18 protein-coding genes are annotated in these 24528 nt (G+C 71.4%); 9 read left to right on the top strand and 9 right to left on the bottom strand.

Translation table 11 applies throughout. From position 1 onward, the window contains the following. Positions 1-153 precede the first annotated feature (153 nt). The 3 genes from Pla163_RS12755 to Pla163_RS12765 all read right to left on the bottom strand — a co-directional run bounded on the left by Pla163_RS12755 (position 154) and on the right by Pla163_RS12765 (position 5762). On the bottom strand, positions 154-1866 hold the full coding sequence (locus tag Pla163_RS12755) for a GTPase (protein WP_145188922.1): 1713 nt from the start codon (positions 1864-1866) through the stop codon (positions 154-156). Beyond that, complete coding sequence (locus Pla163_RS12760; RefSeq protein WP_145188925.1) at positions 1866-3686, bottom strand: GTPase; 1821 nt, start codon at positions 3684-3686, stop codon at positions 1866-1868. The genes Pla163_RS12755 and Pla163_RS12760 overlap by 1 nt, the downstream gene beginning before the upstream one ends. Before the next feature lie 201 nt (positions 3687-3887). After that, positions 3888-5762 carry a hypothetical protein gene (locus Pla163_RS12765; protein ID WP_145188928.1) on the bottom strand — a complete coding sequence of 625 codons (1875 nt, stop codon included), beginning with the start codon at positions 5760-5762 and terminating at the stop codon, positions 3888-3890. A gap of 577 nt (positions 5763-6339) precedes the next feature. Between Pla163_RS12765 and Pla163_RS12770 the strand changes: the two genes are divergently transcribed. Continuing rightward, a complete protein-coding gene (locus Pla163_RS12770; RefSeq protein WP_145188933.1) occupies positions 6340-6639 on the top strand; it encodes a 4a-hydroxytetrahydrobiopterin dehydratase in 300 nt (99 codons plus the stop codon). A gap of 35 nt (positions 6640-6674) precedes the next feature. Here the strand turns inward: Pla163_RS12770 and Pla163_RS12775 are convergent, their stop codons facing one another. Together Pla163_RS12775 and Pla163_RS12780 are read right to left on the bottom strand one after the other, a co-directional pair. Beyond that, positions 6675-7376, bottom strand: coding sequence for a molybdopterin-dependent oxidoreductase (locus tag Pla163_RS12775; protein WP_145192538.1), 702 nt, complete (start codon positions 7374-7376; stop codon positions 6675-6677). A 99-nt stretch (positions 7377-7475) separates the two neighbouring features. Next, positions 7476-7868, bottom strand: a complete 393-nt coding sequence (locus Pla163_RS12780; RefSeq protein WP_419185896.1) for a PilZ domain-containing protein — start codon at positions 7866-7868, stop codon at positions 7476-7478. Positions 7869-8087: 219 nt separating this feature from the next. Between Pla163_RS12780 and Pla163_RS12785 the strand changes: the two genes are divergently transcribed. Further along, a complete protein-coding gene (locus Pla163_RS12785; protein WP_145188939.1) occupies positions 8088-8465 on the top strand; it encodes a hypothetical protein in 378 nt (125 codons plus the stop codon). 94 nt (positions 8466-8559) lie between these two features. Here Pla163_RS12785 and Pla163_RS12790 read toward each other — a convergent pair whose 3' ends face one another. The 3 genes from Pla163_RS12790 to Pla163_RS12800 are packed head-to-tail and all read right to left on the bottom strand — an operon-like array spanning position 8560 to position 12826. Then, the gene (locus Pla163_RS12790; protein WP_145188941.1) at positions 8560-10662 is read right to left on the bottom strand and encodes a hypothetical protein; all 2103 of its coding nucleotides are present in this window, start codon (positions 10660-10662) and stop codon (positions 8560-8562) included. Then, the gene (hutI, locus tag Pla163_RS12795) at positions 10659-12098 is read right to left on the bottom strand and encodes an imidazolonepropionase (RefSeq protein ID WP_145188944.1); all 1440 of its coding nucleotides are present in this window, start codon (positions 12096-12098) and stop codon (positions 10659-10661) included. The genes Pla163_RS12790 and hutI overlap by 4 nt, the downstream gene beginning before the upstream one ends. Further along, positions 12005-12826 (bottom strand): RNA polymerase sigma factor, encoded by an 822-nt coding sequence (locus tag Pla163_RS12800; protein ID WP_145188947.1) that lies wholly within the window; start codon positions 12824-12826, stop codon positions 12005-12007. Before Pla163_RS12800 ends, hutI begins: the two co-directional genes overlap by 94 nt. 423 nt (positions 12827-13249) lie before the next feature. Here Pla163_RS12800 and Pla163_RS12805 point away from each other — a divergent pair, with 423 nt between their 5' ends. Further along, positions 13250-14617: a hemolysin family protein gene (locus tag Pla163_RS12805; RefSeq protein WP_419185897.1), complete on the top strand. Its 1368-nt coding sequence runs from the start codon at positions 13250-13252 to the stop codon at positions 14615-14617. 42 nt (positions 14618-14659) lie between these two features. On the opposite strand, the gene Pla163_RS12810 is transcribed toward Pla163_RS12805, so the two are convergent. Continuing rightward, a complete protein-coding gene (locus Pla163_RS12810) occupies positions 14660-15907 on the bottom strand; it encodes a hypothetical protein (protein WP_145188953.1) in 1248 nt (415 codons plus the stop codon). A 150-nt stretch (positions 15908-16057) separates the two neighbouring features. Here Pla163_RS12810 and recO point away from each other — a divergent pair, with 150 nt between their 5' ends. The 6 genes from recO to Pla163_RS12840 all read left to right on the top strand — a co-directional run bounded on the left by recO (position 16058) and on the right by Pla163_RS12840 (position 24518). Further along, entirely contained in the window at positions 16058-16855 is a 798-nt protein-coding gene (recO, locus tag Pla163_RS12815) for a DNA repair protein RecO (RefSeq protein WP_419185898.1), read from the top strand. Continuing rightward, on the top strand, positions 16852-17994 hold the full coding sequence (locus tag Pla163_RS12820) for an outer membrane protein assembly factor BamD (RefSeq protein ID WP_145188959.1): 1143 nt from the start codon (positions 16852-16854) through the stop codon (positions 17992-17994). Before recO ends, Pla163_RS12820 begins: the two co-directional genes overlap by 4 nt. Beyond that, positions 17994-18590 (top strand): LPS assembly lipoprotein LptE, encoded by a 597-nt coding sequence (gene lptE, locus Pla163_RS12825; RefSeq protein ID WP_145188962.1) that lies wholly within the window; start codon positions 17994-17996, stop codon positions 18588-18590. The genes Pla163_RS12820 and lptE overlap by 1 nt, the downstream gene beginning before the upstream one ends. A 291-nt stretch (positions 18591-18881) precedes the next feature. Then, entirely contained in the window at positions 18882-21344 is a 2463-nt protein-coding gene (gene ftsH / locus Pla163_RS12830; RefSeq protein WP_145188965.1) for an ATP-dependent zinc metalloprotease FtsH, read from the top strand. A gap of 37 nt (positions 21345-21381) precedes the next feature. Beyond that, on the top strand, positions 21382-22539 hold the full coding sequence (folP, locus tag Pla163_RS12835; RefSeq protein ID WP_419185899.1) for a dihydropteroate synthase: 1158 nt from the start codon (positions 21382-21384) through the stop codon (positions 22537-22539). Then, positions 22536-24518 carry a diadenylate cyclase gene (locus Pla163_RS12840; protein ID WP_145188968.1) on the top strand — a complete coding sequence of 661 codons (1983 nt, stop codon included), beginning with the start codon at positions 22536-22538 and terminating at the stop codon, positions 24516-24518. Before folP ends, Pla163_RS12840 begins: the two co-directional genes overlap by 4 nt. The last annotated feature ends 10 nt before the right edge of the window (positions 24519-24528 follow it).

Genomic DNA, 24528 nt, shown 5'->3' on the forward strand with positions numbered 1-24528 from the left:
GCCTCTCGGGAACTCGAGCAACAGTGGTCCGAATCGCCGGGACCGTGGCCGCGGCAGATGCCCGCTACGTGTGACGACGGGACGGAACAGGATCGGGGCGACCGAGCGCCCCGGACGTCGCGCGACGCGCGGAGTGGAGCGCGTCCTTTCTCGTCACGACTCGCCGAGGACCGCGCGCCAGCGTTCCTCGAGCGCCGACAGCTCCCGCAGCCGGCTGCGGTGCGCCTCGCAGCGCTCCTCCACCCGCGCGACCAACTCGCCCGCGTTCTGTTCCAGCGAGGCGCGGATCTGCGTGCGCACCGATCCGACCAGGCGAGCCGCTCGAGCACGCGCCAGGAGGGCCACGAACGCCCGCACGAGCCACAGGCCCGCGATCGCGATCAACGTGGCGTTGAGCAGGAAGTCGACCCCGGCGTACTCGCCGGCGAAGAAGCCGCGCACGACGACCCAGGCCACCCAGCCCGCGAGCGCGTAGACGGGAGCATCGAGGACCCAGCGCAGCCAGATCGGCGCCGTCCGTTCGGCCGCGAGCGGTAGGTCGCGATCGAGCAGTCGCTGCCAGCCTTCGCGCGCCGCCTCGTCGAGCACGTCCTCGACGCGCCCGGAACTCGGGAACGCGAGGGCGTCGCGCTCCAGCACGAGTCGGTCGGCGGTGACGCGCGCGTCGCTCAGCTGCTGCCGCCAGGCCGAGTCCAACTGGCTGGCCTCGGGGAGCAGTCCGGCCGAGTCCGAGAGCGCGCGCTGCTCGAGGCCGTGCCGCGCCGCTCCGACCGCTGCGCCGGCGACCGCGACCCCGGCTCCGGCCAGCGGTGCGCGACGCGCCAGCGCGAGGCCCAACCCGGTTCCGATCGTCGCCCACGACCCCGCGCGCAACACCCATCCGCCTGGTCCGTCCCAACGGCGCCCGGCCTCGCCCAGGAGCATGCCGGCGATCGGTTTCGCGCGCAGATCGAGGCGCACGTCCAGCTCGGCGACGACCTCGTCGACCAGGCGATCGAGCCCGGATCGCAGAATGCCGGGCAAGGCGTCGAGGTCCGGCGTCGCAGCGCTCGCCACCGCGTCGAGCTCGCGTCCGACGCGCGCCGCCGCACCCAGCGCGTTGTGGCAGCGGACGCCGAGCGCCCCCTCCTCCCCCACCAGTTGACCGAGGCGCGCGACGAGCCGGTCGAACCCCGCGTCACCTTCGGCGCGAGCCCGGGCCGCGCTGAGCGTGAAGCGGTCGTCGGCCGGAGCGGACGTGACCTCCGCGAGCTGGTCCTCGAGGGCCGCGCGCGGCTCGTCGGCGAGCTCGTCGGCTCGGGCGAGGACCCACAGCACGCGCCGCAGCCCGCGAAAGCGCGCCATGAACTGCGCCGTCGACGCTTCCACGAGCGCCTGCCGGTGCAAGCAGGCCACGACGACGTCCGCGCGCTCGACGAGAGCCTGGACGAGCGCACGGTGTTCGACCGCGACGCTGTTCACGTCCGGCGCGTCCACGACGACCGCGCGCGACGTCAGTCCGCGCGAGTCGCGGCGCAGGACGCGCGGCGCGGGTCCCGGCAGACCCTCGAGCAGCGGGACGAGATCCGCGTCGGTCGGCGCGACGACCGTGGGCGCCGACGTGGTCGGTCGGTCGATCCCCTCGGTCGTGACTTCCTCTCCACACAGCGCGTTGACGAGCGTGGACTTCCCGGACCCGGTCGGACCGGCGACGACCACGACCATCGCGCCACGCGAACGCTGAAGCTGCCGATCGACGTCGTCCAACAGGCCTCCGACGATCGGCGCGCGGTCGTCGAACGCTCGCAACGCACGGATCTCGTCGAGATCGCGATCGAGTCGCGCACGCAGCACCGTCAGTCGTCCAGCCAGTCGTTCCGAGTCCATCAGGCTCCCTCTTCCAACCAGGTTCGCAGGCCACTTCCGACGTGCAGGCAACGCTCCCGTTCACGTGCGAGGAGATCGGCCGACTCCGGAGTTGCAGCGCGAACGAGCACGTCGCCCAGTTCGCCGCCCCGACGCTCCTCCCACAGCCGGCGGGCCTCGCGCGCGATCCCCCGGTCGAGCAGATGGCTGTACTTGCCCATGAGCGCGGTCGTCACGAGTCCACCGGAGGCGACGGCCAGATCGACGCCGAAGCCTCCGGTGAGCACGATCGTGGCGGCAGCGGCAGCGGCCGGAACGAGCGTGGCCAGGTCGATGTAGGCCTGGATGTCGCCGTCGCGACCGCGCTCCTCGAGCGCCCGTTCCACGAGTCCCTCGCAGACCGCCTGAAAGCCCTCCACGTCGACGACCGCCGCTGCGTGCCTCGCTCGCACCGCGCGCAGCACCTCGTCGTGGGAGCGCGCGAGGTCGCGGTCGAGGGCTGCTGCGAACTCCGCGTCCCGACGCGCGCCCTCGTCCGAAGCCGCCGGACCGATCGTGCGTCCGAGGGTTTCGACGAAGTCGGCGGTGGCGGCTCCGAGCGCGCGCGACTCCAACTCGATCAGGTTCGCGTCGATCGGTTCGACGACGCGTTCGCGACGACCGAACGCGCGGCCGATCGCAGCGGGAGCGAGCGTGACCGCGCGAACGGCACCGTGCCAGCGACGACGCAGCGGGTTGCGTCGACGATCGATCACCGCCAGGAACGCGGCGAGGAACGGCTGGGCAGGCATGGCCACGCGGGCGACCTCCTCGCCGGAACGCCGGGCCTGGTGCGCGATCGCGGCGTGGGCGCGTTCGAGCCGACCGCCGCGTTCTTCGAGCAGTCGCGCCAGGCGCTCCGCGTCGACGGCCAACTGACTCATGGACGCGGCGAGGGCGGCGCGCTTCCACTCGGCACGTCGGTCGGTCTCGGCCAGGACCTGCTTCAGCACTCGCTCGCCGCCGTCGAGATCGGCGACGGCGAGCGGGCGCGTGCCTTCGGAGACCGCGTGGTCGTAGGGCGACCCGAAGCGAGCGAGCGGAGGCGTGCCGAGATCCGCCGCGAGCTTCGCGAGGTGCGAGCGCGCGATCTCCTCGGTCGGAAGTTCGTTGTAGACGGCGATCCAGGGGCGCCCGCCCGCGAGCCAACCCTTCAAGAAGTCGACGACCTGGGCGTTCTGGTAGGTGTGCTTGGTGACCACGCAGATCGCGACGTCCGCCGCCGCGAGGACCGCTTCGGCCGCCGCGCGGTTGGCGAGTTCGACGCTGTCGAAGTCCGGCGCGTCGATCAACAGCACGCGCTCGGGCATCGAGTCGACCCGGGCCAACAGGAGCTCGTCGGGTCGTTCGGCGTTGGACAGCGCGCTGGTCGGATCCTCCCAGGGACGCACGTCGAAGCGACCGTGACCGGCCTCCGCGAAGAGCTCGTCGCACAGGGCGGGGTTGGCGGCAGCCACGAGGCGGCGGGTGGCCGCGCCAGTTGCGACCGAAGGGCTCACGTCGCGGCCGCAGAGCCCGTTGAACAGGGCGGACTTGCCGGCGTTGTTCGGACCGACGATCGCGCAGACGAGCCAGTCGTCGCCGAGCCGCGTCCGGGGCAGGAGATCGCGATCGAGGCGGTCGAGCAGGCGGTGGACGAGCTCTGCCTCCGTGGACGGGCCCTCGGGGCGGAACTCGACGTCGGATCCCTCTCGGTCGCGCTGCGCTGCACCCGCCGCCGGACGGTCCGGAGACGTGGCGTCGACCACGAGGCCGTCGAGCACCCTGCGCAGGGCGTGGAGTCGGTCGACAAGAGCGGACATCGGGGGGGAAGACGGAGCAAGTGCGAGACCGAGGGGCCTGGTCGCGCGATCGCGAGCGACCCGCCTGCATTGTGAGAACGGCGGCGGCGCTTGCGAAGACCGAGCTGAAATCGAAGGCCGAAACGGACGCGGGGAGCCCGAAGGCTCCCCGCGACTTCAGTGCGGCGACCTCAGGTCACCGCGTCCGTCGACCCTGTGGGGTCAGGGCTTGGCGCCGGCTTCGCAGCCGCCGCAGCTTCCGGTCTTCTCGACCTTCTTCACCTGGACGGCTTCGGCCTTGTCGCAGCCACCGCCGCAGCTGCCGCAGTCCATGGCCTTCTCGGCCTTGACCTGGGTCGCGGCGGCGTCACAGCCACCGCTGCAGCTGCCGCAGTCCATGGCCTTCTCGGCCTTGACCTGGGTCGCCGCGGCGTCGCAGCCACCGCTGCAGCTGCCGCACTCGGAGCCAGCGGCCTTGACCTGGGTCGACGGGCAGGCAGCACCGTCACAGCCCTGGCAGTCGCCGATGCAGGCGGCCTTCGAAGCGGAGAGCGCCTTCACCTGCTGGGCGGCGGGCGAGAAGCGGCTTCCGAGCTTGGCCATGGCGACCTCGGTCTTCAGCGAGCGCACGCGCACTTCGGCGCGGGCGATGGCGGACTGGACGCGCGCGAGGCGCGCGTCGGCGACGGCGAGGGAACGGCCGAGCGACATGTCGCACATGCCGGCGACGGCGCTGTGCGGGCATCCTTCGGCAGCCAGACCGCGGGCGTCGTAGGCCTTGACGACCTGAACCTTGGTGGCCGAGTCGCAGCTACCGCAGGAGCCGCAGCTCTCGTCGGCAACCTTGTTGACCTGGACCTTGGCGGCGGCGTCGCAGCCGGTGCAGGAACCGCAGTCGCTGCACGCGTCGTCGGCAACTTTCTTGACCTGGACCTTGGCCGAGTCGCAGCTACCGCAGGAGCCGCAGCTCTCGTCGGCAACCTTGTTGACCTGGACCTTGGCGGCGGCGTCGCAGCCGGTGCAGGAACCGCAGTCGCTGCACGCGTCGTCGGCAACCTTCTTGACCTGGACCTTGGCCGAGTCGCAGGTGCCGCAGGAGCCGCAGCTCTCGTCGGCGACCTTCTTGACCTGGACCTTGGCGGCGGCGTCGCAGCCGGTGCAGGAACCGCAGTCACTGCACGCGTCGGCGGCGACCTTCTTCACTTCGGCCTTCGTGGCGCCGTCACAGCTGCCGCAGCTCTCGTCGGCAACCTTCTTGACCTGGACCTTGGCCGAGTCGCAGGTGCCGCAGGAGCCGCAGCTCTCGTCGGCGACCTTCTTGACCTGGACCTTGGCGGCGGCGTCGCAGCCGGTGCAGGAACCGCAGTCACTGCACGCGTCGGCGGCGACCTTCTTCACTTCGGCCTTGGTGGCGCCGTCGCAGCTGCCGCAGCTCTCGTCGGCAACCTTCTTGACCTGGACCGCGGCCGAGTCGCAGGTGCCGCAGGAGCCGCAGCTCTCGTCGGCGACCTTCTTGACCTGGACCTTGGCGGCGGAGTCGCAGCCCGAGCCGCAGCCTTCCACGGCCTCGACCGACTTGACCTGGGTGGTCTCGCCGAACTGGGCACGCAGGGTCTCGGCGCAGGACGAACCGCACTGGGGCATGACCGGTGCGGTCGCACGCACGGCGCTCGCGGGAGCGGCGCCGCCGTCGAACTGGGCGCGCAGGGTCTCGGCACAGGACGAGCCGCACTGGGGCACGACCGGTGCGGCGCCCATCACGGGCTTCAGCACCGACGTACCAGCCGCCGGGCCGCCAACCTTGGTCTCGAACTGGGTGGCGAGACGGCCGAGTTCGCTCTCGAGGCGAACGACCTCGGAACGCAGAAGACCGAGGCGGTTGTTCGCCTCGGTCAGCTGGGCCCAACGCTCGAGCAGTTGGGATTCGGAGGTCACGCGCGCGGTCGCGGCGAGCTCCTGGGCTTGGGCCTGCGCCTGCTCCTCGGCCGCGGCGAGCGCGGCGATGCAGGTCGGACAGTCGCAGCCAGGATCCTGCGCGAGTGCGCGGCCGGCGAACGGCAGCAGCAGGAGCAGCGCGAGAAGAGCGATCTTCTTCATAGATGAGTTGGGTCGAAGTCGTTGGGGTGCGGCCGAGGCCAGCGAGGGCCCGCCACGCACACGGTTCGAATGGTCGGTCCCGTCGGATGACGGAACGCGGATCGACCCGTCGGCGGCCCCTGGGGGCAGCGCGGGTCGAGTGGTCGAGAGTGGAGTGATCGGGGGCGTCCGAGCGGACGACAGCGGGCCTTCGCGCGCGCGCGGGGGCCGTGACGTTCGGACGCTGGAATCTATCACGGACGGGCCCTTTCGAGGTGTTCGGGCCGCGGCCGGCCAGAGGCTCCAGGGGTCTTCCCCGGGGCTCGGTGACCGGTGGTGGGCCGAGACCCCCGCTCCACCTATCGTCACGGGCAGCGGGCGACGAGAGTCCCGGGATCGATCCGGGGACGAGGTCCCGCCCGCGCGGCCCCTGGAGCACTCGGCGGGCTCCGGCGGGGACCGGTCCGGCCCCTCGCTCCCCCACCGTCCGCCCCGCCCACGTCTCCCTGGTCGACGGGCGCCCGCTCCGAACCGCCGACTCCCCGGCGCCGACTCGGCACCACCGACCGACTCGCCAACCTCGAACGAGCCATCTCCCATGTCCGAACGCCCCACCCGCCTCGAACCCGACGCCGTCCACCGCGCCCTCGCGACGCTCGACGGCTGGACCTTCGACGGGAACCGACTCTCGAAGAGCTTCGACTTCGGCGACTTCGCCCGAGCGACCGGGTTCCTCGCGGGCCTGGCCGTCGCGGCGGCGGAACTCGACCACCACCCCAACTGGTCGGGGGTCTACGGACGCGTCGACCTCGAGCTGTCGACGCACGACGTCGGGGGCGTCACGGAGCTCGATCTCGAACTCGCACGGCGCGCCGAACACTTGGCTGGCAGCGACTGAACGGCGGCGACGCAACGGCGCCGGCAGCGCTCGCGTCAGTAGATCGCTTCGCTCGAGAACGCGCCGGGCGGCGGCGGTCCCGAGTAACGGTCGTCCGACCAGGGGTCCGCGGTGTTCGAGTACCCGCGCACTTCCCAGAACCCCGGCCGGTCCTCGGTCAGGAAGGTGATGCGCTCGATCCACTTGGCGCCCTTCCACGCGTACAGGCGCGGCGTCACCATGCGCACCGGGCCGCCGTGCTCGGCCGGCAAGGGCGCACCGTCGACCGTGTGCGCGAGGAGCACGTCGGGATCGAGTGCCCGCTCGAGCGGTAGGTTCGTGGTGTACGGGATGTCGGTGCCGGGGGCTATGTCGGACCCCGTGCACGACAGGAAGCGCGCGCGCGCGGTGGGCACGACCAGTTCGGCGAGGTCGCGCATCCGCACGCCGCCGAAGGTCATGTCGAAGCGACTCCAACCGGTGACGCAGTGGAAGTCGCTCGCCTCGACGGTCTGCGGGAGCGCGGCGAAGGCTTCCCAGTCGAGTTCGACCGGGTTCTCCACCTGCCCGTCCACGACCAAGCGCCACTCGGCCCGGTCGATGCGCGGCGTCGCACCGAGGTCGAGCACCGGCCAGTTCGGCACCGCGCGTTGCGAGACCGGCAACAGGGGCATTCCGTGACGGTTCGGGGGACCGTCACCCCGCGGAGCTCCCTGCCGTGGCGCCACGTCGGTGCGATCCGGATGGGCGGCGCGCATGCGTGCGATGTAGGCCTGACGCTTCGCCGCCAGGGTTCCTTCCGGGAGCGTCGGCTCGGACTCGGTCATGGTCTCGAAGAGCGCTTTCGGAGCGCAGCGTCAGGACTCGGAGTCGAACGCGATCGCGATCCCGAGCGTGTCACCCGCCAGTCCCTGGACGCGCACGATCCGTCCGCGCCGCGACACCGGTTGTTCGCCGTCGAGGTACTCGATCGCCACTTCGAGCGCGTCGCCCGTCACGAGCAGCAGGCCGTTGCTCGAGACGTTGCGCGTCGTGCCGGCCACGTGCGGATCGGTCAACTCGACCCGCACCGTCGTGACCATGTGTTCGCGCGGGCTCTCGCGCGCCTCGGAGTTCGCCGAGCCGTCGCTCGACCTGGTCGCCGTCGCGCCGAGGCCGCCGCTCGAATCGTTCGCACCGGCGCCGGACTCGGAACCGGTCGTGCCGTCGTGCTGGTCGGCGTCGTCGCCCGTGTCGTCGGAAGCGTTCATGGTCGGTTCGAGGTGTGTCCTTCCCAGGGGGCACCGCGGTCCACGCCAAAGGACAGGCGCGCCGCACGGACACACCTGTACCACAGCGAGAGGGCCCGCGTGCCGCGTGAAAGGTCTGGCACGCCATTCGCCCTGGGAGTGACGAACCGCGCTGCACCGCGCCGCACAGCGAACGACACGGTCGCCCGCGCCACACACCCCCATCAGAGGACTCGAACCATGTACCTGCGCTCCCTCACCATCGCCCTCGCCGCCTCCGCTCTCCTGGCCGGCACCGCTGCCGCGCAGCCGATCTCGAACGGCCACGGCGGTCACGTCACGCTGAAGCACGGACCCAGCTCCAAGATCGTCGTCCACCAGTCGCCCTGCGCGAAGGTCTGGGTCCCCGGCCGCCACGAGTACCGCACCGAGCGCTACACGATCCCGGCCCGGACCCAGCGAGTCTGGCACGCCGCGCAGTACCGCATCGAGTACACGCCCTGCGGCGGCGCCGTGAAGGTCCTCGTCGCCCCCGGACACTGGGACGTGGTCGTCGTCGAACCGGCCCGCACCGAGTGCCGACGGGTCAAGGTCTGGGTCCCCGGCCACTGGAAGTGAAGGGGCCGAACGGGCGAGTTCCCGCCCGGACGAACGAGGCGCAGTGCACCGAGGTGGGCGCTGCGCCTCGCGCATGTCCGTCGACCGTCGACGCTCAGCCGCCGACGTACTCCCAGATGGAGAGACTCGGGCCGTAGCCGAGCAGCGGCGGTGCGGCGGAGGGCACGGCTCCCGCGACATCGATCACCAGGTCCGAGCGCCACACGAGACGCATCGACGTGAAGCGCGGATGGAAGTCGCCGATGCGCAGTGGGTGCAGGGCGAGCTGGAAATAGGCGCTGTCCGTCGCCCACTTGGTCAGGCCGTCGGGGCCCACGAGCGGGCGCAATGCGCGGTCCTCGTCGGTCCGACTCGAGATCATCGCCTCCTCGCGGAACCAGGAGAGCACGCGCGGCCGCAGCACCACGTAGCGCGCGCCCAGCTCGGTCAACTGCTCCGAGAAGCGCACCGGATCGGACTCGAGCAGCGTGCGCGGCGCCGCGCGGAAGTTGTCCACGCCGACGAAGCTGCCGAAGTTGGTCGAGATCGTGGGTCGGCGCGCGTGGAACTCGATCAGGTGCCCGTCGCTCCAGCTGGCGAGGACCGCGTAGTCCGGCTCGATCGTCGGTTCGTTCCACGCCCCCGGCGACGGAGTGTTGTCGCGCATCCACCGCAGGCCGCCGAGAATGTGGTTCCAGCGCACGGCGTTCCCCAGCAACTCCTGGGGCGTGGGACGCAGCGGAATGCGCCCGGCGAACGCGACGGCCGGAGTCAGGGCGAGCAGCAGGAGCGCGTGTGGGATCCAGGCGGCGCGCTGCGACGCGAAGCGCAGCCACAGGCGGCCGATCTCGAGTCCACCGACACCGACCGCGATGGCCATAGGCACGGCGAAGCTGTTCGCGAAGCGGCGCTGTTGGTACGCGAAGAACGCGAAGACGATCAGCGTCAGGAGCAGGACGACGCGTTCCGGACGCGGGCGCAGCGCCAGGACGAGCGCCGCGAGCGGGAGCGCCATCCACGCGTGACCGAGGTGACCGGTGTAGCCGCCGACGCCGAACACCTGCTTGCCGCGCATGGGTTGGCTCTCGTCGATGACGAACATGAATTCGTTCGACCGATCCGCCCAACGCACGCCCTCGAGCACCTGGGACACGAAGCCCGGCAGCACCAGCACGGCGGCGACCAGAGCCAGCGTGCCGTAGAGCGAACGCAGGTCGCGCCGCTCGGTCCGGCGCCCGGCGAGTCCGAAGACGATGAACGGAACCGCTGCCGCGCCGAGGGCGCGCGGAACGCCCAGCGACAGGTTGATGAGCGAACCCGGCTGCACCGCGTTCCACGGACTCGACCAGGCCGGGAACACCGTCACGAGGGTCGCGATCGCGAAGCAGATCGCGCCGCCCTGCCAGCCGCGATCCGACTCGACCCGGTCGCGCGACAGGGCGCGGTAGGCGAAACCGATGCCGCACAGACCGAGCACGACGCCGTGCGCCAACCAGGTCAGGACGCCCAGAGCGCCGGCCAGTCCGACACCGGCCGCGAGCAGCGCCACCTCGATCGGCTCGCGTGCGACGAGCGCGCGCATGCACAGGGCCAGCTGGAACGCCAGGAACATGGCGGTGGCCACGTGGTGGTCGAGACGCCCCACCTGCGCGTACATCACCGCTGTCGGTTGGCAGGCGTAGACGGCGCCGGCGGCGAGCGCCCACCACGGCGCCCAGCGCCACAGGTTCGACGTGCGCGGCCCCGACGAAGCGCCGTCGCTCACCGAAGGACCGGCGCGATCGCGCGATGCAGCGGCGAGCACCGCCACCACGCACCCCAGGAGTGCCAGCACGCCGATCACCGGTGGCACGTGCACGAGGATCGCGTCCACGTCACCCTCGCGGTACCCGCTCATCTCGGGCGACCCGTCGGGCTGGGGATCGGCCAGCACCTCCACCACCGCGGTCAACAGTCCGTCGAAGAACGTCGGCCACGGGACGGGACTGCCGGTCGGCGCGTTGATGAACGTGTCGTAGGCCGGCACCTGCCCGGTCGCCAGTGCCACTTGCACACGCCGCGCGTGGTAGGCGCCGTCGAAGTCGTCGATCTGCCAGGACGTGCCGCCCGTCAGCGAACTGCCCGGCGGAACGTGGCAGGCGGGATGGGCCCGGTAGCGCAGGAAGAAGCACGCGAACGCGACGGCTGCAACAGCCAGGGTCCAGTAGAGCCACTTCATGCGCGGGCGGGACCGGGTCCCGGACGTTCTTCGAGGCGAGGGGAACGTGCTCCGTCGACACGCTCGAGCACGGCGGTGCGTTCGGCCACGAAGGCCGTTCGATCACACACCAGCCTGCCGCGCTTGAGCACCGCACGCACCGGATTGCGGCCGAACTCGTACACGAGGTGCTCGAGGTTGGGCACGTCGAGGATCAGGAGGTCGGCGTCCTTGCCCGCGTCGAACGTCCCGGCGCGTGCCCCGCGCCCCACGCTGACGGCCGCGTTCAACGTGGACGCGACCAGGCACTGGGTCGCCGAGAACCGGTAGCGCAGCGCGGACCAGGTCAGGACCTCGGTCATCGACTGCGTGTAGCACGAGCCCGGGTTGAAGTCGGTCGAGACCACGGGCGCCAGTCCGGCGGCGAGCATGCGCGCCGCGGGAGCCTCGTGCTCCTCCTCGCGCAGGTAGAGCGGAACGAGCGGGCACAGCACGGGCTGGACGTGGGCGCGCGCCATCGCCTCGAGCGCGGCATCGCTCGTGTGCTCGCAGTGGTCGGCGGTGGCCGCGGCCAGCTCCGCCGCGAGATCGGCCCCGCCGAGCGGCGTCAGTTGATCCACGTGCATGCGCAGCCCGAGTCCGAGCTCCTGGGCGCGCCGCATGATGCGCCGCGAGTCGTCGAGTCCGAACGTGTGCGTCTCGGTGAAGATGTCCGCGTAGCTCGCGAGGCCGGACTCGGCCACGGCGGGCAGCATCTCGTCGACGAGCAGGTCCACGTAGCCCGCGCGGTCGTCGGCGAACTCGGGCGGGAACGCGTGCGCTCCGAGGAACGTGGGCACCAGATCGACGGGGTGCAGCGCACCGGCGCGGGCGATCGCGCGCAGCGACTTCAGTTCGGACGCGGTGTCGAGTCCGTAGCCGCTCTTGGCTTCGACCGTCGTGGTCCCCTGCTCGAGGAAGCGATCGAGTCGCACCAACAGCGCGGCGACCAGATCGTCCTCGGCCGTCTCGCGCACGCCGCGCAGGCTCGACAGGATGCCGCCGCCGGCCAGCGCGATCTCGGCGTAGCTCGCGCCCTGGGTGCGCATCTCGAACTCGGCCTCGCGCGTCCCGGCGAAGACCGGGTGCGTGTGGGCGTCGACGAAGCCCGGCACCACCAGTCCGCCGCGCGCGTCGAGGCGCTCGCGCGGTTCGTAGCGCGCCGCGAGTTCGGCCTCGGTCCCGACCGCCACCACGCGCCCGCGATCGATCGCGACCGCTCCGCCCGCGATCCGGTCCACGCGACCGAACGCCGCCCCCGAAACAGCCTCGCTCCCGCGCGGAGTCGCCACCTCGCTCGCCCCGTGGACGAGCAGATCGATCCCTAGCCGAGCGCCGTCGCGATGCCCGCCGGGGGCGAGTTGAAGCTCGTCCTCGCCCGCACCCGGGTCCTCGTGTCCTGCGCCGCTCGCATGCATGGGGCGATTGTAGGCGCGAGTTCGGTCGCGGGCGCAACGCTGGCCTCGCGGAAGGCGTCGAAGACTTCGCCCATGCGCTTCGCCAGACGCTGGCGGCTGCGGAAGACGATCATCTTCATGTTCGGTGCGCGAACGGCGAGTTCCGCGGCCGCACGCCGGTAGTCGAGACCCTTCACCTCGACCAGTTCGAGGGCCTGCTTGTCGCGCTGCACCAGTCCGCTCCAGGCGGCGAGGTAGACCTCGAGGAACAGGGCCCACGCGCGTTCGAGTTCGGCGGTCTGCTCGCCCCAGGCCGCGTGGCTCTCGGGTCCGGGCGCACCGTCGGCCAGCTGCAGGGTCTCCTCCACCAGCGGCGCCATCGCCTTGGCGGCCAGCTTCGAACGCGACCGGCGCACGACGTTGCCCGCGATCGTGCGCACCCAGACGCGGAAGCTCGACGCCCCTTCGTCGCGGAACGAACCCGGGTAACGGAAGACGTTGACGAAGGTGTCCTGCAAGAGCTCGCTCGGATCGAGTTGGCTCGAGCCCTGGCGCAGCAACGAGTAGATCCAGATCAGGACGTCGCGCTCGGTGTAGGCGTAGAGGCTCTCGAAGTCCTCCTGCGAGCGACTGTCCCGGAAGGCCGCCATCAACTCGGTGGCGCGCGCGTCCCAGGCCTCGCGGGAGGTGCCGGCGGGCGGGAGGTTCGGCGCGGTCGGCGGGCGTTGATCACTGGTCGGGGCGTCCATCGGGGAACGCCGGAGCACATGGCGTGCCAGGTGGAGCGCGCGCCCGGCGATCGGGAGCGCGAGAGCCCCGACGCTGGCTCCGAGCGCCGCCCGGGGCCGTGCAACGCCGCTGCACGACCGCCCCCGGCGACCGGAGAGCCGGCGAGCTGCGGTCGCGCTGTTCGATTCCGCTCGCCGCGGCCTCGCGGTCCCGCGCGGGGCGGGCGGGGGCCGACCCTGTGGGCGGAACGGCCCGCGGCCCACGCGGTCCGCGCCGCGCGCTCCGATCGCTCTGGCGATCCGACCGGCGGTCCGCGTCCTGCACTCCAGATGACGAGGACTCCTGGAGCGGCGCCGGTCCGTCCGACTACTATCTCGCGCCGCGCGCCCCCCGGACGGGCCCGCGCGACCGCCCGACCCGCCCCAGCGGCCAGGCCGAGCACCGTGAACGACACCGAGCCATCCCTAGCCACCGCCGCGATCGCCGTCCCTTCGGCGCTCGTGGCCTTCTTCCCGACCCTCGACGTCGCGTTCGCGCAGTCGGTCGCCGCCCAGGTGGCCCTCAGCGCGCTGGCCCTGTGCGGCTCGGCGCTGTTCTCGTTCACGCGCGTGTCGCTCATGCGCTCGGTCCCCGACCGCGTCCTCGGACCGGTGCCCGAGGGACCGCGACGGATCGCGCTCGAGCGCCACCTCTCCGACGTCGAGCCGCTGGTGACGAGCGCGGGCGTGCTGCGCGTCTCGTGCGACCTGGCCTTCGTGCTCTTGGTGCTGGGGCTGGCCGCTGGCGGCGAACCTCTGAGCGCGAGTTCGCTCGGACTGGCCGCCGCGATCGGCATCCCGCTGCTCGCCCTGGCCGTCGAGATCCTCCCCCAGGCCCTGGTCGAGACGCGCGGCGACGGGCTCCTGCGTCGCTTCCTCGGCACGTTCCACCTGCTGCAGCTGCCGGTCGCGCCGCTCTCGCGTCTGCTGGCGCGCCTGCGTCGCTACGCCTCGCGTCGCAGCGGTGCACGCACGCGCACCGACGCCACGCGCCGCATCGTCGAGAACCTGCGCGAGGCGGTGAAGGACTCGGACCTCGAGACCGAACTCGACGAACGCGAGCGCGAGATCATCGAGAACGTGATGGAGTTCCACGACGTGGACGTGGCCGCGATCATGACGCCGCGCACCGAGATCCAGGCCGTCGACGTGGAGAGCGATCTGCGCAGCGCCATCGCCACGGCCAGCGGCTGCGGACACGGTCGACTGCCCGTCTACCGCGGCAGCCTCGACGAGATCGTCGGCGTGTTCAGCGCGCGCGACGTGCTGGTCCCGGTCGCGGAGCGTCGCCTCGACGACGTGACGCTCGAGTCGCTGATCCGCCCCACCCTGTTCGTACCCGAGACCAAGCGCGTCAGCGAACTGCTCGAGGAACTGCGGCGCCAGCGCAGCAAGATCGCGATCGTCGTCGACGAGTACGGCGGAACGGCCGGACTGGTCACCATGAGCGACGTGCTCGCGGAACTGGTCGGCGACATCCAGGACGAGTTCGACGACGTCGAGGACGAGGTCGAGATCGTGCGCACGGGCGAGTTCGCGGCCGACGTCCTGGCGTCCGTGCGCGTCAGCGAGGTCAACGAGGAGCTCGAGATCGAGCTGCCCGAGGAGGGCGACTACGAGACCCTCGGCGGCTTCGTGCTGGCCGAGCTGGGCCGCTTCCCACGCCGCGGCGAGATCGTGACCCACGGCCCGGTGCGCCTGACCGTGATCGAAGCCAGCGAGCGGCGCGTGCTGAAGCTGGGGCTGGTGTGGAACCAGCCCGAGAAGGTCTGAGCGTTCGGGGCCGCGCCCGCCGGTGAACAACGGCGTCGTGGCTCAGCGGTCGGAGTCGGGCGTGGCCGGATCCGAGCGCTCCTTCGAGCCCGTGTCCCATGTGGCGCGGCGCTGGCGTTCCGATTCCTCGCGTGCCCAGTCGAGGCTGTACTGGATCCGATCCCGCAGGGACGCGTACTGACGCGGGAGCGTGCGCGGGATCTCGGTCCAGTAGTCCGTGGCCTCGAGCAGCTCGATGCACGCGCGGTAGACCCGCACGGGTTGCACCTCTGCGAGGCCGGAGCCGCCCCACGAACGGACCTCGTGACCAGCGCTGATCCAGACGGCGTCGGCCCATTCCCGCATCCACTTCGGGAGGTTCGATTGGAATCTCGAGTCGACGAGCGTGAGGACCGCCGTCTCTGCTTCTTCCACGTAGGGAAACTGCCACGTCCCTCCCGCACCCCCCGCACCTCCTCTCGCCTTGTTCGCAAGCCCGAGCACTTCGATGACCAGAACCGCCTCCTGGCGCGCCTGGCTCACATCCGCCTCCGTGGTGAGTTCGACCCAGTTGGAAACGGCGACCGCGTCCCCTTCCGTACGCATGACCGCGCGCACTTGGTAGCTCGCTCCAGGTTCCTTCAGGAGGAACCGCAGGGGTGAGTCCGCCCGAGCCTCGGTGTTCGTGCTCGTATCCGCGCCACCCAGATCGAGACCGTGGACGAGCGAGGCGCGCACAGCGTGACCGGGCCGAAGGGTGATCGCTGGGGGCCCGTCGCTGCCGTTCGAATCGACGAAGGGATTGATGAGCGTGAGATCGTGGAGGAACTCAAGTCCGTGCTCCGTGACGCACACGTGCTCGACGCTCCAGAACGAGAGGCCCTGATCGCGGAATTGGACGTACTCGGACGCGCCCTTCGCCCGTGCCCAGGTTTCGAGATAGAGACCCTCACCTTCGGAGTAGTCGGAGAAAGACCCCCGTGGGAGGACGCACGTCCGAGCGTTCGACTGCCGGCCAGCGTCACCATCGGCCACGGCGCGAGCCACGATCTCCAACTCGACCACCCCCGCGTACTCGAGATCGGTCGCCGCCGCCGAGAGTTCGAGCACGAACGGCACGTCGTCCTGACCGGGCGGAGGCTCCGGGAGCGTCGACGGCGCGGCAGGCGCGACCGGGTCCGCGAGCGGACGGACGCACACCTCGCTGGACCGGCACGCGGACGCGACCAGCACGACGGCTCCACCCAACAGACCGAGCCCCGCTCGCCGCCATCGCGTGCCTCGGTTCGTCGTCGTTCGCACGTTCAGCATGGCGCGAGCGTAGCTGGACCTCGGTGAGCGCGCCCGTGCCAGCGTCGACCGGACCACGCCGGCCCACGCTCCCAACGGATCACCACCCCACCCGCGACCTCGGCCCGACCCAGCCGTAGAGTCGGGCGGCGCTCCCGCGTTCGAACACCCGTGCCCTCTCCCGCTCTCCTCCTCTCCCGCACCCACTACGGCGAGACCTCGCTCGTGGCCACCGTGCTGTCGCCGCGCCACGGACGGGTGCGGTTGCTGGCGAAGGGCGCGTACCGATCCACGTCGCGCTTCTTCGGGGTGCTCGACGCGTTCCACACGCTCGAGCTCGACTGGCGACCGGCGAAGGGCGACGGACTCGCGCTGTTGACCGGCGGGGACTGGCTCCGGCGTCGCCGCGCGATCCCCTCCCACGGCGTGGCCTACCGCGCGGCCTGGACGGTGCTCGAGACGGCCAAACTCGTCGCCCGCGACGACCTGCCCGAGCCGCACCTGTTCGAGCTGGCCGAGCGCGCCCTCGACGAGTTGGACGCGGCGGCGGTACGCGGCGACGAGCGCGGCGCTCGGCTCGTGCGCCTCGCCTTCGACCTTCGGACCCTGCGATCCCTGGGTCTGGCGCCGGCCCTCGCTCACTGCGCCCACTGCGGTCGCCCCGCCCCGCCGACGCGCTCGGCGGCGGAGACGACCCTCTTCGCCGCGGACCAGGGCGGGCGCCTGTGCCGCTCCTGCGCGGGTCAGCTGGGTCCCACTGCGAACGCTCCCGCGAACGTCCCCTCGCGTCTGATCGAGTGGACCGCCACACTGCTCGCGAGCGACGTGGGCCGAGCGGGTGGAACCCAGCCGCCGGGCGCCGCGAGCGACCGCGCGTCGCTGCTCGCCCTCGAACGCCTCGTGGATCGTTTCACCGCCCACCACCTCGACGCCGGCCGCAAGAGCCTCGGCGCCGCTCGCACCGCATGAACACGCGACTCTCGATACCGGCGACGTCCGCCCTGGCCAGGGTCGCGCGCGCCCTGGCCTTCAGCCTCGCGCTCCTCGTGCTCACCGGCTGCAACGTCACGCGCCCGCTGATGTCGCTCGACGAGGACCCGCTCGCGCCCTACCCGGGTACGAACCTGTCGGTGGCGGCCGTCGACGAACAGATCGAGATCGGGCGCGAGGAATTGTCCCAGGGCCGGGTGTGGGAGGCGGCGCGCCGCAGCCTGCGCCTGTTCGAGGACACGCGCCTCGACTCGGACCGCGGCAACGCGACCATGCAGCTTATGGTCGAGGCCTTCGACACGGGGATCAAGGGCGCCACCAAGCCGAGCCAGCTCGATCGCTTTCGCACGAACCGCCTGCCGCGCACGGTCCGCGCCATGCGCACGATCGGCAAGGCGCAGCTGCTGCTCGATCGCGGCTCGCCGCAGTTGGCCTTCGAAGAGGTCGTCGAACTCGAGCGCACCTTCCCGTCGCACCACCTGGCGCGCGAGGCGGCGGACATCGTCTACCAGGCAGCGACGCGCCTGCGCGAGCGGGACAGCTCGTTCTGGATCTTCTGGTCCGACGCCGCGCGCGCGGACATCGCCTACAACTACCTGGTCGTCCAGGACCCCACGCACCCGCACTGCGACGAGGCCTACTGGCGCATGGCCCAGTACGACGCGGGCAAGCGGCGTTTCGCGGACTCGATCGAGAGCCTCGCGGATCTCGTGCTCTTCTTCCCGAACAGCCCGTTCGCCATCGACGCCGAGGCGCAGATCCCGCGCCTGCGGCTGGCCGACCAGGCGCGTATCGACTTCGACATCGGCTCGCTCGACCGCTCGCTGGCCGAGATCCGCGCCTGGCTCGACCGCCACGGGCGCACCGGCGTCGACGCCGCGCGCGACGAACTGATCGCCGACATGCGCGAGCTCGAGGTCGAGGCGCTGCGGCGACTGGCGCGATCGGACCTCGTGGTGGCGCGCTACTACGACACGCTGGACGAGAGCTTCGGCGCCCACCAGCACGCCGCGCGCGCGCTCGACTACGCGCGCCAGGCCGACCTCGAGGACGAGATGGAGCAAGCGCAGGCTCTCGTCGACGAACACGCGGCGGGCGCCGCCCTGGTGCGACCGTGATGCGTTCGATCCTGCTCGCACTCGCGGCCGGGCTCCTGCTGGGCGCCTGCGGTTGGCACACCGGCCTCGGCGTCCCGGCCGGCGCGCGCACCGTCTCGATCGAGTTCGCGGCGAACGAGACGCGGCTGCCCGATCTCGAGGTCGACCTGACCGACGCGCTGTACCGCGCCCTGCTCGACCGACTCGATCTGGCGGTCGTTTCCTACGACGAGGCCGACCTGGTCCTCGACGCGCGCCTGGTCGACCTGCGGCGCCGCGGCGGCGTGCGCGACGAGGACGCGCGCCTGCTCGAGGGCGGCGTGATCCTGGGGGTCGAGGTCGACCTGCGCGATCGCCGCAGTGGCGAGGTGCTGGAGACGTCCCGGCGCCGCCTGTCGTCGGGCTACGTGGTCGGTCCCGGCCTCAGCCCCGCCACCGCGCCGGGTGAACCCCTCGCCCGCACGCGCGTCCTGCACAACCTGGCCGACGGCGTGGTCCTCGACCTCTTCGCCCCGACGAACGGGAACGGAGCGGTTCCGACGGGGGACGGCCGGCCCGGAGCGACGGGCTACGAGCGCGAGATCGACCCGCTGCCGCCGACGAACCAGGGCGGCTGAGGATCCGCGCGCGCGTCTCGGACGAACCGCCGACGGTCTTCCGAGGTCGCGCGAACGAGGTTCTTCCGAGCCGTCCGGGTCGAGGGATCGCGCGCCGCCCTATTCTGCTGGGATCGCGACCGTGTGGTCGATGGCCCATAGACGGTGTCCCGGCGCCCGGCCGCCCCGCTCGGCGGCCGGCGACCGCAGAGCCTCGGCCACCTGCTCCACCGACTCTTCGCGAACCCGCGAGCGCGCCCACCACGTGCCGCGTCCTCGCTGCCCACACCCGCCCCCGACCGGGGCTCGACCATGAACGACGTCAAGAAGAGCGAACCCGAACGCACCCGCCAGTCGCGGTCCTTCGGCTCGTTCCTGCTGTTCCTCTTCGTGCTGGTGATCGTGCTCGTCGTCTTCGGCGGCGGCAGCGTGAACAAGCCCGACGAGCTGACCCAGGACGAGTACCTGTTCGCCCTCTACGCCGGACGGGTGGAGTCGCAGGAGTTCCAGATCGAGGCCGACCACGCGTCCTCGATCGAAGGCTCGTACCGCAAGTCGCGCGGAGCCGAGCCGCGCCGCTTCACCACGCGCTTCTCCGACATCGCCGCCCGCGAGGACACGTTGCGCGAACTCAAGGCGCGCACGTACGTGGACGTCTCTCCGCTCGAGCTGGAAACGGCCGTCGACGGCGGCTACTACCGCCCGCTCGAAGTGGTGGCGGTCTCGACGCTGCGGGCCTACGAGCCGGCCACGACCGGACCCGCGAAGGACGACCGCAAGGAGAGCGACGCGCGCACCGACGACCTCGAGACGCGCGACGACGCTCCGGTGACGGACTCCGACGGCGACGGCGGCGTGGTCGAACGCGGCGGCGCGAGCGCGGACCGCCACATCGACCGCGCGGACCACCTGTACGTCCACGTGCTGGCGCGTTCGTCCAACGAGTGGACCGGTGCGGGCGATGCGCCCTTCCCGCTGCGCTCCACGTCGGGCTCGCTGTGGTTGGCCGTCGACGGACGGCGCCTCGACGACCTGGCGACCCTGGAGAACACGCTGGCCGCCGCGGGCGCGACCATCGAACGCCACACCTTCGACCTGACCGGCGGCACGAGTGCGGCCAAGATCTCGAACATGTGGGGGAACTTCGCGTTCCTCTTCCTGCCGTGGCTCGTGATCTTCGCGGTGCTGTTCTTCTTCATGCGCCAGCTGCGCGGCCAGGGCGGCGCGGGCGGCGTGATGAACTTCGGGCGCAGTCGCGCTCAGATGTACACCAAGGAGAACCGCACGAACGTGACCTTCGACGACATCGCCGGCGCCGCCGAGGCGAAGAGCGAAGTGCGCGAGATCGTCGAATTCCTGAAGAACCCGGGCAAGTTCCAGCGCATCGGCGGACGCATTCCACGCGGCGTGCTGCTCAACGGCCCTCCCGGCTGCGGCAAGACGCTGCTGGCGAAGGCGATCGCCGGTGAGGCCGAGGTCCCCTTCTTCTCGATCTCGGGCTCGGACTTCGTCGAGATGTTCGTCGGCGTCGGCGCGAGCCGGGTGCGCGACCTGTTCAAGCAGGCGCGCGACAACAGCCCGTGCATCATCTTCCTCGACGAGATCGACGCGGTCGGTCGTCGGCGCGGCAGCGGTATGGGCGGTGGCCACGACGAACGCGAGCAGACGCTGAACGCGATACTGGTCGAGATGGACGGCTTCGGGACGGACGAGGGCATCATCGTCGTCGCCGCCACGAACCGTCCGGACGTGCTCGACCCCGCGCTGCTGCGCCCGGGTCGCTTCGACCGCGAGGTCACGATCGACCTGCCCGACAAGGACGACCGCCGCGCGATCCTCGAGGTCCACCTGCGCCGCGTGCGCACGGACGACAACGTCGACGCCGAGGTCCTGGCCCGTTCGACCCCGAGCTACTCGGGCGCCGAACTGGCGGCGATCATCAACGAGGCGGCGATCATGGCCGTGCTCGCCAAGCGCGACGCGATCACGATGGACGACCTCGAGGAGGCGCGCGACAAGGTGCGCTACGGCCGTCAGAAGGAGTCGCGCAAGATCGCCGAGGAGGACCTCGAGATCACCGCGTACCACGAGGCCGGTCACGCGGTCCTGGCGGCGCTGCTGCCCGAGACCGACCCGCCGCACAAGGTCACGATCATTCCGCGCGGCCAGGCCCTGGGCGTGACGATGGTCCTGCCCGAGAAGGAGAGCTACCACACCCAGCGTCGTCGTCTCCTGTCGCGGCTCGCGATGATGTTCGGCGGCCGCATCGCCGAGCAGGAGTTCTGCGGCGACATCTCCGCCGGCGCCTACGACGACATCCGACGTGCGACCGACCTGGCGCGCTCGATGGTGACCGAGTACGGCATGAGCGACACGATCGGTCCGATCAACTACGCCGAGCGCCAGGGCTCCGACTTCCTGGGCACGGAGATCGGCCGCCAGGTCTTCCACTCCGAGGAGACGTCCCAGGCGATCGACCGCGAAGTGCGGCGCATCCTCGAGGAGGCCTACGCCCAGGCCGAAGAGGTGATCCGCGCCAACCGCGCGCCGCTCGAGGAGTGCGCGCGCGCCCTGCTCAAGTACGAGACCATCACCGGCGACGACGTGCGGCGCATGGTCGGTGGCGAGTCGCACACGACGCTGCGGCCCGACGCCCCCACGCCCCCGCCCGCCCCCACAGGACCGCCCGCCGGCGAGCCCCAGCGGCGCAGCGTCGAGACGGACGGCGGCGGCCTCGACGACCTGCCCGGCACTCCTGGTCTTTCGCCCGCCTGACCCACGGCCCGCTCCACCCGACCCGCAGCGCCACGACGTGAGCCCCGATTCCACCCACGACGTCGGCACGCGGGAGCGCGGAACGGGCCAGCGGGCGACCCCGCACCTGGCCGAACTGCTCGGACCGGTCGGCCAGGCGCGCGCCGTGCGCCACGTCGCCGACGAGGGGCCGCTGGCCCACTTCGTCGGCGCGCGTGCGTCGGTGGGCACGTCGACCGGCACGTCGGTCGGCACGTCGGTGAGGATCGACGCGTTGGACGCGGCCCTGGCGGCCACACGCGCTGGCGCCGACCACACGGACCCGGAGCTGGCGGAACGGGTCCACCTGGCGCGCGTGCGCGCGGCGGCGCGTTCCTCGCGGCCGAGCGACCGGCGCCCCGCCATCTGGGGCGTCCTCAACGTCACGCCCGACAGTTTCTCCGACGGCGGTCGCTGGGCCGATCCCGCGCTGGCCGTCGAACGCGGGCTCGCGCTCGAGGCCGAGGGCGCCGACGTGATCGACGTGGGCGGCGAGTCCACCCGTCCCGGCGCCGATCCGGTCGACGCGCGCGAGGAAGCGCGACGCGTCCTGCCGGTGATCACCGCTCTCGCCGCCGCCCTCGGGACCGCGAGCATCTCGATCGACACGCTCAAGGCCGACGTGGCGCGCCGCGCGGTCGACGCCGGCGCCAGCTGGATCAACGATCCGAGCGGTGGGGACGCGGATGCAGCCATGCTGGACGCGGCGGCCACGTCGAGTGCACGCTACGTGTGCATGCACATGCGCGGAACACCCCGAACCATGCAGCGCCGCCCGCACTTCGACGACGCCGTCGGTGAAGTGTGCGAGGAGCTGCGCGCCAAGCTCTGGCGCTGCCTCGAAGCGGGCATCGAGCCCGAACGTCTGTGGGCCGACCCTGGACTCGGGTTCGGCAAGCGCCTCGAGGACAACCTGGACCTGATGGGTCGACTCGGTGAACTGACCAGCCTCGGCGTGCCGCTGCTCGTCGGAGCCTCGCGCAAGTCGTTCGTCGGGGCCCTGTCCGGTGTCGCGACGCCGAACGAGCGCCTCGCCGGATCGCTCGCCGCCGCGACGCTGCTCGCCGAACGGGGCGCGAGCGCCCTGCGCGTCCACGACGTCGCCCCCACCGCCCAAGCCCTGGACGTCGCGCGCGGCATCCTCGGCGCGAGCCGCCCGTGCGGAGGTGGCGCGTGATCGAACTCGACCAGCTGTGGGCCTGGATCCTTCAGCTCGCGATCCTGTCGGGCGGCATCTACCTGTTCCTGCGGCTGGCGCGCCAGTCCCGCGGCAACCGGGTCGTGCGCCTGCTCGTCACGGGCGGCCTCCTGGTCGTCGTCGTGCTGTGGGGTCTGACCGAGACCCTCGACCTGGCCGAGCTCCAGCACATCCTCTCGAGCGTCACGGGTTTCGTCGTGGTCGTGCTCGCGATCGTGTTCCAGCCCGAACTCCGGCGTGCGATGGGCCAGCTGGCCGGCTCGGGCGCGGGCTTCGGCAAGCGTCGCCGCGACGCGACGATCATCGGTCCCGTCGCCGCCGCTGCCAAGGCCATGGGCAAGCGGCGCCGCGGTGCGCTGATCACGTTCGAACGCGAGTCGTCGCTCGATCCGTGGGTCGAGCGGGGCGCGGCGATCGACGCACGCATCGACGCGGCCATCCTCGAGGGCCTGTTCGAACCGAGCGGCGCCCTGCACGACGGCGGTGTCGTCCTGCGCGAGGGTCGCATCATCGCGGCCTCCTGCGTCTACCCGGTCAGCGACAACCGCGACCTGGCCCAACGGCTGGGGACGCGCCACCGCGCCGCGCTCGGCCTCAGCGAGGAGACCGACGCCGTCACCGTCGTCGTGTCCGAGGAGACCGGCCGGATCAGCATCGCCGCCAACGGCAGCCTCAGCGACCCGGTCTCCGCCGACGATCTCGAGGAACAGCTGCGCACCGCCCTCGGCGACGTGCGGACCAAGACCGGCGCGGAACGCGGCTACGACGTGGTCAGCGGCGTCAGCGGCATGCTGCGCGAGCTCGTGCGCGACGTGTACTGGATCGCGATCAGCATGGTCCTCGGTTTCGGGCTCCTGTACGTGGCCCGCGAACAGGTCGTGCAGGAGGAGGCGGTCACCGTGAGCATCGAGCTGGTGACCGCCGGACACAGCCCCGACGAATTCCCCGGTCCGGGCGTCGCCACGGGACCGCGCGTGGTCGTCCAGCTCGACGTTCCGAACCAGGCGTTCGCGGAACCAGGCGGCACCAGCGGCGAGCACCGCCTACTGGTGAAGGGAACGCGGGCGCGGATCGAACGCTTCCGCCAGGAGGCCAGCGGCGAACTGCGCATCGAGTCGACACAGTCGCCGGTGGCGCTCGGCACGAACGACATCGAGTGGAACACGGACGTGCTCGGTCTCGAGTTGAAGTGGGAACGCGAGCCGGCCAAGCTCGAGTTCGTCGGCGTCGCGGACCAGGTCCTGAAGCTGGTGAAGAGCGACCTGCCCCTGAACACGGAGCGACTGAAGCGCCACATCGCGGTCAAGCTGGACGAACGCCCGTTCTCGCCCGACACCGTCGAGCTCAGCGGGCCGAGCGCCGTTCTCGACCTCCTGCTCCGACGCGCCGAGAACGAGGTCCCGCTCTTCGCGCCGCTCGAACTGGCCGAGGACCCCGCACGCAATCAGGTCTACACGTTGAAGCTGGCGCCGCGCTGGCGCAACGCGGGCGTGCGTCTCGCGACCGAGGTCGTGGCTTCGCCCGTCGTGACGTACAGCTCGCACTCGGTAGGCCCGATGGACATCGAGCTCTCGCTCGTGTGCATGGATCCGGATCGCGTCGACGAGCTCGCGCACTGGAAGATCCCGGCCTCGAGTCAGGTCGTCAGCTTCGAGATCGTCGCCATCGGCATCATTCCGATGGACGAGGATTCCGAGCCGCTGAAGCTCGACCTCAACAACTTCACCCAGCGCAACCTCGTGGCCTACGTCGACATCTCGGACGCCCCGCCGCCCGACGCGCAGGCCACGTCGGTCGGCGTCGAGGTGCGCTACTACCTGCGGCAGGACTTCGACGATCCCGAATCGCTGCAGGAACTGAAGCTGGATCCCGCTAGGCTCAGTGAATGGTCGGAGCTGACGGTGAAGCCGATCGGCGAGTCCTTGATCTTCCTGGTTCCGGCGAACGACGAAGACTGACGCGGGCGAC

Source organism: Rohdeia mirabilis (assembly GCA_007750655.1).
Lineage (GTDB): Bacteria > Planctomycetota > UBA1135 > UBA1135.